Here is a 9246-nt window from a genome sequence, read left to right as displayed (position 1 = left end):
CTGTACGCGTTTTATGCGTCCGGTGAGGTCAGTGTCCGTCCGGGCGCCGCCGTGGCCGTGGTGCCCCTTTTGGTGGCGATTATGGCCGCGCTGGGCCTTGGCGGGGGCATCCTTGTATCGTCCCTGACCACGCGCTACCGCGATTTACGCTTTCTCATCGGCTTTGGGGTGCAGCTGCTCATGTATCTGACGCCGATTATCTATCCGCTGTCCTCCGTGCCGGAGGACTACCGCCTGCTGGTGCTCGCCAATCCCATGACCGAGGTGGTGGAGGCCTTCCGCTATGTCTTCTTGGGGCAGGGGGCGTTTACGTGGGCGCGGCTGGCCTATTCGGCCGGGGCGTCGGCGCTGGTGCTGGTTTGCGGGCTGGCCCTGTTCTCCCGGGTGGAAAAGACCTTTATGGATACCGTGTAGCCCCGGCTACCGGCGAACCTTCAGGAGTGTTGCCATGTCTCGGACAGTTGAACTCGACGGATTCACCATCGGAACCGGCAGGGAGGTCTATTTCATGGCCGAGGTGGCCGGAAACTTCGCGGGCGAGGCCGAGGCCGAGCGCATTGTGGATTCCGCCGTGCGCGCCGGAGCAAACGCCGTGAAGTTCCAGACCCTTGACCCGGAGACCATCACCACGCGTGACAATCTCTTCAACATGAGCACCGTGGGCCAGCGCTCGCAGTATGAGGTGTTTGCCGAAAACTGCACGCCCCCGTCCGTGCAGCGCCACCTTGTGGAGCATTGCCGCAAGCGGGGGGTGACGGTGTTCTCCGCGCCCAGCCATATCCGCGACTTGGAACTCATGGAAAAGCTGGACATGCCCGCCTACAAAATCGGCTCCGACCTTGCCACGCATATTCCGCTGCTGGAAATTGTGGCGGATACGGGCAAACCCATTTTTCTGTCCACCGGCATGTGCACCCTGCAGGAGGTGCGCGAGTCCGTGGAGGCCATACTGGCGCGCGGCAACGACAAGCTGCTCCTCTTTCACTGCGTCTCCAACTATCCCGCCCGGCCCGAGGAACAAAACCTGCGCGCCATGGTCGCCATGAAGGCCGCCTTTGGCCTGCCGACGGGGTTCTCGGACCATACCGTGGGCATTGGGTGCTCGCGCGCGGCGGTGGCCCTTGGCGCGGATATGATTGAGCGCCACTACTGGTGCGAAGGCAACACCGAAGGCTCGGACCGCGCGCTGTCCTCCGACGAAGCGGAGTTCCGGCGGCTGGTGAGCTATTCCCGCCACGTGCTCCCCGCGCTGGGGGACGGGATAAAGCGCCCCACCCCGGCGGAGGAGCGCAACATGCGCACCAACAAGGTCAGCGTGGTGGTCATGCGCGATGTAAAGGCCGGGGAGACCCTTGGCGAGGCTGATGTGGACGTGCGCCGCCCCGGCTACGGCCTGCCGCCCAAGTACCTGCCGCGGGTGGTGGGCATGCGCGCCACCTGCGACATTCCGGCCGAAACGCCCCTTGAGGCAGACCACGTGGGCATCGTGCCCAATGAACCACAGCGGGAGGTCCCATGACGCTCGTACTCGTTGCGGAAGGACATCGGCGGATAGGGCTTGGACATGTGTTCACCATGCTGGCCGTTGCCGAGGCCGGGCGCAGGATGGGGCTGCCCACGCAGATGCTGGGCATTGGCGACCTTGCCGCCAGTACCCTGCGGCGGCGCGGCATCAGCGCGGCGGAATATACCCCGGACGTCCGCGCCCTGCGCGCCCTTGGCGGCAACGGGCCGGACATCGCCATCGTGGATGTGCGAACGCCCGAGGCCTTTGACTTTACGCCGCTGTCGGCGGCGGGGTTTGTGACCTGCGCTGTGGAGGAGTTCGGCGAGGGCCGCCCCGGGGCAGACGTGGTGGTGAATCCCACCCCGGTGCGCCGCTGGCACCGCTTGCCGGACGGCTACCGCGCCGTGCTGGCCGGGACGCAGTACCTCATCATGGGCCCGGAGTTTGAGGAGATGCATGACCGTGAGCGCGGCGAGCTTATAACGGCGCGGCGCATTGTGGTCAGCATGGGCGGGGTGGACCGCTCTGGCGCGACGCTGGTCATTGCCCGCGCCCTTGGGCTGTTGGCGCGGGAGCATCCACAGCGCATCGGCAGTGTGCACTTTGTGTGCGGGCCAGCGTTTACCTACGCCGCGTCCCTTGAACGCCTGCTGGAGGACGCAGGCTACAGCCATGAGGTGCTGGTGGATGTGCCGGACATGTGGGAGCACCTGCTGCGTGCGGACGTGCTCATTTCCGCTGGCGGCAACACGATGTTTGAGGCCGCGTGCTGCGGCACCCCGTCCCTCGTCTTTTGGGAGGACCCGCACGAGTATGAACGCGGCGAGGCCGCCGAGGCCGCAGGCTTTGCGCGCCTGCACGGCCGCGGGGCGGACACCCCGCCCGAGGTGGCGGCGGAGCTTATTGGCCAGTGCCTTGCGGACACCGCGTGGCTGCGCCTTGCCTCGGAGCAGGGGCGGCTGGCCGTGGACGGGCGCGGCGCGGCGCGCGTGCTGGAAGCCCTGACGCAGTTGGTGGACGCCCATGCCTCGTAGCCGCGCCGGAATAGTGGTGCAGGCCCGCATGGGCTCCAGCCGCCTGCCGGGAAAGGTGTTGATGGACATCTGCGGCAGAACGCTCCTTGAGCGGGTGGTCCTGCGCCTGCGCCATGTGCGCGGGGCGCAGGCGCTGGTGGTGGCCGTGCCCCATGGGCCGCGTGACGACAGGCTGGCCGAGGCGGCGCGCGCTCTTGGTGTGGATGTGGCGCGCGGGCCGGAGGATGACGTGCTGGAGCGCCTTGCCCGCGCGGGTGAGGAATACGGTCTGACGACGTTGATGCGCGTCACCTGCGATAATCCGCTGGTCTGCCCGGAACTTGCCACGCAGGTGCTGGCGGCGCACTGCGCCGAGGGGCTGGACTATACCTCCAACCGCAACGAGTCCGGCAGCGGCATACCGGACGGGGCGGGGGTGGAAGTGTACGCCATGAGCGCGCTGCTGACCCTGCGGCGGCGCGCCACGCGCGCCCTCGACCGCGAGCATGTGAACGAATACGTGTTCCGCCACCCGCAGGACTTTCGAACGCGCATTCTGCCCGCGCCGGAGGCCTGCCGCATGCCGGACCTGCGCCTGACCGTGGACACCGCCCGCGACCTGGCGCGTATCCGCGCCCTGCACGAGCGCTTGGCCGCCATGGGGCGGCCCGAGCCTTACACCCTTGCTGATGTGGTGGCCGCAGCGCGGGAGGGGGCGGCATGGGCCTGACCCTGTCCATCCAGCAGCCGGAGCATGCGCCGTGGCTTGGGTTCTTCCATAAAATGGACCTGTGCGATGTCACGGTCTACTTCGACACGGTGCAGTTCAAGAAGCGCTACTTTGAGAACCGCAACCGCATCCGCACGGCCACGGGCTGGCAGTGGGTGACGGTGCCCGTCCTCACGCGCGGACGCTTTACCCAGCGCATTGCGGACGTTGCCCTGTGCGACGACGCGCCGTGGCGGCGCAAATACCTTGGCGCGCTGCGGCACAACTATGCCGCCACCCCGTTTTTCCATGAGATTTTTTGTGCGGTGCGTGATATCGTCCAATCACGGCGGACCCTCTTGTGCGACCTGAATATCGACCTCATCGAGTTTGTCCGGCAGTACCTTGGCCTTGCGGGGCGCACTGTGCGCGCCTCGACGCTGCCGCCGTTCTCGACCTCCTCCACAGAACTCCTCCACGACATCTGCCGTCATATGCATGCCAGCACGTACGTCTGCGGCGTTTCCGGGCCGGACTACATGGATATGGACCAGTTTGCCGCCAGCGGCATAGGCGTCCAGACCGTGCGTTACCAGTGCCGGCCTTACACGCAGGCCTTTGCCGGGTTTGAGCCGGGAATGTCCGTACTTGATGCGCTGTTCAACCATGGTCCGCACGCCCTTGCCATCCTGCGCGGCAACGCCGCGCATCCGGGGGCGACGCAGGAGGAGACACCATGCCCAAACAGGATGCGGGACTAACGCACAAGACCGAGCGCGACTGCAACGTCTGCTGCCAGTTCCTCGATTTCAACACCACGTGGGAGCGGGATATGGGGCCGGAATTCATGGCCTACCGCCGCGACTGGCTGCGCTACTCCGCGGGGCGGGAGCTGCGGCCCTTTCCCATGCACCTCGACTTTGACCTCACCAACCTGTGCACCCTGTCGTGCACCTTTTGCCCGCGCACGCAGATGGCCCGGCGCGGCATGCTGCCGCCCACCTTCTTCATGCCCTTTGACGTCTACGCCCGCGCCATCGACGAGGGCGCGGCCAAGGGCCTGTACGCCGTCAACCTCAACGCCAGCGGCGAACCGCTTCTGCACCGCGATTTGCCGCGCATGGTGGCCTATGCCCGCGAGCGCGGCATCCTTGACGTGATGCTGCATACCTCGGCCCTGCACCTTGACGCCGCCATGGCGGAGCGTCTGCTGGATGCGGGGCTGACCAAGCTCATTATCTCTTTTGATTCGCCGGACAAGGCGCACTACGAGGCCCTGCGCGTCGGTTCCAGCTATGACCGGGTGACGGCGAATATCCGCGGCATGGCGGAGCTGAAGGCCCGGCGCGGCAGTCTGACCCCGTTCATCCGCATCAACATGGTGCTCATGAAGGAAAACGCTGGCGAACGTGAGGCCATGGTGCGCATGTGGCAGGACGTGGTGGATGGCATGGGGTTCCTTGAATATATCAATTACTTTCAGTGGGATGAGAAGGACCGTTACCGCCACAAGGTGGCCTACAAGGCGGACTTTGTGTGCGAGAAGCCGTGGCAGCGCCTTGCGGTGACCCATGAGGGCGGCATCAAGTTTTGCCACCTCGACGACGCCGACGAGGTGGTGCTGGGCACCCTTGGCGATATGACGCTGGAGGAGGCATGGACCGGCCCGGTGATGCAGCGCTACCGCGACCTGCAAAAGGCCGGACGCATCCGCGAAATTGACCTGTGCTCGCGCTGTTCCACCCCCATGATGCCTGTTGAGTCCGAAGACGACGCCATGGAGGATGCCCATGACACGGCATGACATGGACGCCGAAGCCGCGGCCTTTGACAGCCAAATCCGCCAGCGCGTGGATGCGGGGCATGTTCCGGACCTGCGCCACTGCGGGCGGTGCGAGTGGTTCCGCAACAACCCGTGGCGGGACCGGGGCTTTATCGACCTCGTCTACGGCGAGCGCTTCCGGTGGTTGGCCGCGCGCCTTGCGCCGGGCTTGCGGATTTTGGAAGTGGGGTGCGGTCCGGGCTACCTAAGCCTTGAGCTGGCGCGTGCGGGGCACGACGTGGTGGGCCTTGATATCTCGCAGGAGTGCCTTGACGTCGCGCGGCGCACCGCGGCGGAGAATCCGCCACAGGAGGGGCGCGTGGTCTACGTGGCCGGAGACTACCTGACGCTGGACGCGGGAGACGGCTTTGACGTGGTGGTGTTCAACAACGCCCTGCATCATTTTTCGGCGCAGCAGCAGGCCGCACGCCGCGCGCAGGCGCTCCTTGGCGAGCGCGGGCAGGTGGTGGTGATGGAGCCGTGCCGCGAGCGCATGACGGCCCCGTCCGCCGCTGTGTGGCTGCTGGTGGAGACGCTGCTTTCCGCTGGCGGGCTGTATTACGAGGCCGCGCCCCTCTTAGCCAGCGAGCGGGAATTGCAGGAGCGGCTGGACGTGTGCCTGCGGCGCGGGCGCTACGAGGACGAGGGGGGGAATCCCGTGCAGTCCCCCAATGACCTTGCCGCCACGCATGAGGGCATGCTTGCCGCCATGGAACAGACCTTCGACACCGTGGACCATGAGTGGGAGGGCGCGTTTTATGCGGGCATCATAGGCGGCCTGCGTTGCGCCGCCCCGGAGGACGAGGTCCGCCTTGCCCGGCATATTCGGCTTTTGGACAGGTTTCTTGTGGAATCCGGCACCCTGCCCGCTGTGGGGTTTCGCTGGCGGGGGCGGGTCCGGGAAACAGAGGGGGACGGGCGTGCGTAGCATCCTCGCCATTGGCGCGCACTTTGACGATATTGAGCTGGGGTGCGCCGGAACACTGCTTCGGCATGTGCAGGCCGGGCACCGGGTGACCATGCTGGTGCTGACCCATTCCGCCTACACGGTGGACAAGGACCACTGGGAACGCCCAGCGGAGCTTGCCCGGCAGGAGGGGGAGCGCGGCGCGGCCATCATCGGGGCCGAGCTTGTGGCCCTGCCCTATGAAAACAAGCGCCTGCACTACTGCGACGAACTCATCCAGCACATTGACGCCATTATCGATGAGCGCGGGGTGGACACCATCTACACCCACTGGAACCGCGATGTGCATCAGGACCACGCCGCCGCCGGTGCGGCGTCCATCACCGCCGGGCGCAAGGTGCACAACCTCTTCATGTACCGCAGCAATTGGTACCAAAGCCCCGACGTTTTCACAGAAAACTACTGCGTGGACATCTCGAACTTTATGGACCGCAAGGTGGAGGCCATCCGCGCCCATGCCTCGGAGGTCGCCAAGCGCGGCGAGGAGTGGATAGCCTTTTTCAAGGGCGAAAACGCCCGCACCGGGGCGCGCAGCGGCGTCGCCTACGCCGAGGGGTTTGCCATGGTGAAGGCCATTTGGATCGATAACGGCGGAGGGGACGGCGTATGACGCTGAAGGAAAACGACATCCGCCCGGACGCCCTGATGGAGGACTTCCACGCCAGCGTGGCCGAGGATGTGGCGTGGCTGTCCGCGCGCTCGGCGTCCTTTGTCCAGGTGCCCTGTCCGGCCTGCGCGGCGGATGACGCCCGGCCCCTGTACGCCAAGCAGGGGATGCGCTGGGGGCGGTGCGCCAACTGCGGCACGGTGTACGTGTCCCCGCGGCCCACGCCGGAGGTGCTGTCCGCCTTTTATGCGCGCTCCGCCTCGTACCGCTTTCAGAACGACAGACTGTTTCCCGCCTCAGAAAAGGCGCGGCGCGAACGGCTGTTTGCTCCGCGCGCCCGGCGGCTGGACGCGCTGTGCATGCGCTTTGGCCTTGGGGAGGGGCTTCGCCTTGTGGAGGTGGGGCCGGGCTTTGGGCTCTTTTTGGAGGAGGCGCGCAGTATGCCGCGCTTTGCCGCGGTGTCCGCCGTGGAAGCAACGCCGTGGCTGGCCGAAACCTGCCGCGAGCGTGGGTTCACTGTGTGCGAGGCGTCAGTGGAGCAGGTGGACCTTGGCGCGGATGCGGCGGACGTTGTGGTCAGCTTTGAGTGTGTGGAGCATCTGTTTAGTGTGGAGGGCTTTGTGCGGGCCTGCGCGCGGGTGCTGCGTCCGGGGGGGCTGCTCGTCCTCACCTGTCCCAATGCCGAGGGCTTTGACATTGTCCACCTTGGCGAGGCGTCAAACTCCGTGAACCATCAGCACCTGAATCTGTTTACCACCACGTCCCTGCCCGCGCTGGTCACGGCGTGCGGGTTGACGGTGGAGGAGGTCGCCACCCCCGGCGAACTGGACGCCGAACTGGTGCGCAAGGCGGCCCGTGCCGGGGAGGTGGACCTGTCCGGCCAGCCCTTCCTGCGCCGTGTGCTCCTTGACGAATGGGACGCCCTTGGCGGGTCGTTTCAGCATTTTTTGGCGGAAAACGGGCTGTCCTCGCACATGTGGGTGGTGGCGCGGCGGCCTGTGGAGGCGCTATGACCGGGCGCGAGACGACATTTGCCGTGTGGCAGAGCACCATGTGTCCGTCCTATCTGCTGCATCTGCGGAAGATTGCGCGCTTTTTGAGCCTCAATGGCTGGCGCGAGGTGCCGGACATGGACGCGGCGGACGTGGTGCTCATCGGTGCGTGCGCGGGGTTTTTGGCGTCATTCGACATGTTCCGCGAGCGCATGGGGCCGCTGCGCGCGGCAGGGCGGCGGGTGGTAGTGTACGGGTGCCTGCCCAAGGTGGACCCGGCCTTCTACGCCGCAGAGGCGCCGCCGGACGTCATCACCATACCGTCCCGGCATCCCGAGCGCGCGGAAGGGCTGGTGGATGAGGTGACGGTGCCCTTTGCGGACCTGCCGGACGAGAGCGCCTTCCGCCCCGAGGACACGGCCGACCCGGACCCGACGCGCCGCTATGTGGTGGTGCAGGAGGGATGCACCGAGCACTGCGCCTATTGCCCGCATAAAATCGGCATTGGTTCGGCCACGAGCCGCCCCCTTGAGGACATTGTCGCCCTTGTGGAGCGAGACGCCGCAGCCGGGGCGCGGAGTTTTTACATCGACGGCAACGATAGCGGGTCATGGGGTGTGGATATGGTCCCTGCGCGGGCCTTCCCAGAGCTTGTGCACGCGCTGCTGGCCGCCGCGCCGCAGGCGCAGTTGCAGTTTGGGAACATCGCGCCCAAGTGGTTTCGTGTGTACGGGCAGGTGCTTGCAGACGCCCTGACCCACCCGCGCATCACCAATGTGAAGGTACCCATCCAGACCACCAGCGAGCGCCTGTTGCGCCTTATGCGGCGCGATCCTTTTGTGCGCGGGCTGTCGCCTTTCCTGATGCGCATGCGTGGCGGCAATCCTGCTCTACGCCTGCGCACGGACATCATCGTTGGCCTGCCCACGGAAACGGCGGATGAATTGGCAGAGACGCTGGAGTTTGTCGCTGAACATTTCCACCGCGTGGCGGTGCACCGCTTTGACCTGCACCCGCGGACGCGGGTGGCGCGTATGCAAATCCCCCACCAGACGGCGGAGGAGCAAGACGAACGCATGCGTATGGCCCTTGCCTTCTTTGCGGAGCATCCGCAGGTGGATGCGCGTTTTGATGCGTGGGACAGGTGCGCGCTGCGGGAGGGCGGCGCATGAAGACCATGCTCTTTGTGGCGGATGCGCGTGATGCGTTGTGGGCGCGCACGCACGCGGCGGAAGGGTGTGTGGTGGCGCTGTCGGCCAGTGCGCGCCACGCTCTCGGCATGGCGGGAATTGGTTATGCGCCCTACGGGGACAAGGCTTCCGCCATGCTCAAGGAGCCGCAGTGCGACCTTGCCCGCTCCCTTGCCAGCCGCTGGCATGAGCACCTCGCCCCGGAGCTGACGCGCATGCTGGTGCCCAGCGCGCCGGACATCGCTGGTGCGCCGCCGTTGGCCCTCTTGTTCCACTCCCTGACGCTGCGGTTTTTTGAGGCCATTCAGGCCCATGCCACCATGAGCATGGTGCTGGACGCCGAGCGGCCCGCGCATGTGCTTCTTGGGCAGGTGCAGGGCGCGGAGGTGGGGCTGTATGGCCTGCTGACTTCGCCTGCCGGGCTGGAGCGCGAGGCCCT

General features: G+C 66.3%; 11 protein-coding genes. All 11 read left to right on the top strand.

Annotated features, from left to right (window positions below):
• Positions 1-414, top strand: a 414-nt coding sequence (locus ACY69P_RS10175; protein ID WP_462327381.1) for an ABC transporter permease, incomplete at its 5' end; no start/stop codon positions are given.
• Between the two features lie 34 nt (positions 415-448).
• Positions 449-1519: an N-acetylneuraminate synthase family protein gene (locus ACY69P_RS10170; RefSeq protein WP_459897545.1), complete on the top strand. Its 1071-nt coding sequence runs from the start codon at positions 449-451 to the stop codon at positions 1517-1519.
• The gene (locus ACY69P_RS10165; protein WP_462327380.1) at positions 1516-2541 is read left to right on the top strand and encodes a hypothetical protein; all 1026 of its coding nucleotides are present in this window, start codon (positions 1516-1518) and stop codon (positions 2539-2541) included. The genes ACY69P_RS10170 and ACY69P_RS10165 overlap by 4 nt, the downstream gene beginning before the upstream one ends.
• Entirely contained in the window at positions 2531-3250 is a 720-nt protein-coding gene (locus ACY69P_RS10160) for a cytidylyltransferase domain-containing protein (protein ID WP_462327379.1), read from the top strand. Before ACY69P_RS10165 ends, ACY69P_RS10160 begins: the two co-directional genes overlap by 11 nt.
• A complete protein-coding gene (locus ACY69P_RS10155) occupies positions 3241-3990 on the top strand; it encodes a WbqC family protein (protein WP_462327378.1) in 750 nt (249 codons plus the stop codon). The genes ACY69P_RS10160 and ACY69P_RS10155 overlap by 10 nt, the downstream gene beginning before the upstream one ends.
• Positions 3966-5033, top strand: coding sequence for a radical SAM/SPASM domain-containing protein (locus ACY69P_RS10150; RefSeq protein ID WP_459897553.1), 1068 nt, complete (start codon positions 3966-3968; stop codon positions 5031-5033). Before ACY69P_RS10155 ends, ACY69P_RS10150 begins: the two co-directional genes overlap by 25 nt.
• A complete protein-coding gene (locus tag ACY69P_RS10145) occupies positions 5020-5979 on the top strand; it encodes a class I SAM-dependent methyltransferase (protein ID WP_462327377.1) in 960 nt (319 codons plus the stop codon). Before ACY69P_RS10150 ends, ACY69P_RS10145 begins: the two co-directional genes overlap by 14 nt.
• A complete protein-coding gene (locus ACY69P_RS10140; protein WP_462327376.1) occupies positions 5972-6628 on the top strand; it encodes a PIG-L deacetylase family protein in 657 nt (218 codons plus the stop codon). The genes ACY69P_RS10145 and ACY69P_RS10140 overlap by 8 nt, the downstream gene beginning before the upstream one ends.
• Positions 6625-7638, top strand: coding sequence for a class I SAM-dependent methyltransferase (locus ACY69P_RS10135; protein WP_462327375.1), 1014 nt, complete (start codon positions 6625-6627; stop codon positions 7636-7638). The genes ACY69P_RS10140 and ACY69P_RS10135 overlap by 4 nt, the downstream gene beginning before the upstream one ends.
• The gene (locus tag ACY69P_RS10130) at positions 7635-8789 is read left to right on the top strand and encodes a radical SAM protein (protein ID WP_462327374.1); all 1155 of its coding nucleotides are present in this window, start codon (positions 7635-7637) and stop codon (positions 8787-8789) included. Before ACY69P_RS10135 ends, ACY69P_RS10130 begins: the two co-directional genes overlap by 4 nt.
• Positions 8786-9246 (top strand): hypothetical protein (locus ACY69P_RS10125; protein ID WP_462327373.1); only part of this gene is annotated, 461 nt, incomplete at its 3' end. The genes ACY69P_RS10130 and ACY69P_RS10125, both read left to right, overlap by 4 nt.

It is taken from the genome of Desulfobaculum sp. (assembly GCF_054921475.1).
The sequence above is the reverse complement of the archived record's forward strand: the minus strand, read 5'-3'. Positions and strand labels throughout refer to the sequence as shown.

Coding starts and splice junctions, on each gene's coding strand:
- ACY69P_RS10170 (WP_459897545.1), top strand. CDS start 449: ATGTCTCGGACAGTTGAACTCGACGGATTCACCATCGGAACCGGCAGG.
- ACY69P_RS10165 (WP_462327380.1), top strand. CDS start 1,516: ATGACGCTCGTACTCGTTGCGGAAGGACATCGGCGGATAGGGCTTGGA.
- ACY69P_RS10160 (WP_462327379.1), top strand. CDS start 2,531: ATGCCTCGTAGCCGCGCCGGAATAGTGGTGCAGGCCCGCATGGGCTCC.
- ACY69P_RS10155 (WP_462327378.1), top strand. CDS start 3,241: ATGGGCCTGACCCTGTCCATCCAGCAGCCGGAGCATGCGCCGTGGCTT.
- ACY69P_RS10150 (WP_459897553.1), top strand. CDS start 3,966: ATGCCCAAACAGGATGCGGGACTAACGCACAAGACCGAGCGCGACTGC.
- ACY69P_RS10145 (WP_462327377.1), top strand. CDS start 5,020: ATGACACGGCATGACATGGACGCCGAAGCCGCGGCCTTTGACAGCCAA.
- ACY69P_RS10135 (WP_462327375.1), top strand. CDS start 6,625: ATGACGCTGAAGGAAAACGACATCCGCCCGGACGCCCTGATGGAGGAC.
- ACY69P_RS10130 (WP_462327374.1), top strand. CDS start 7,635: ATGACCGGGCGCGAGACGACATTTGCCGTGTGGCAGAGCACCATGTGT.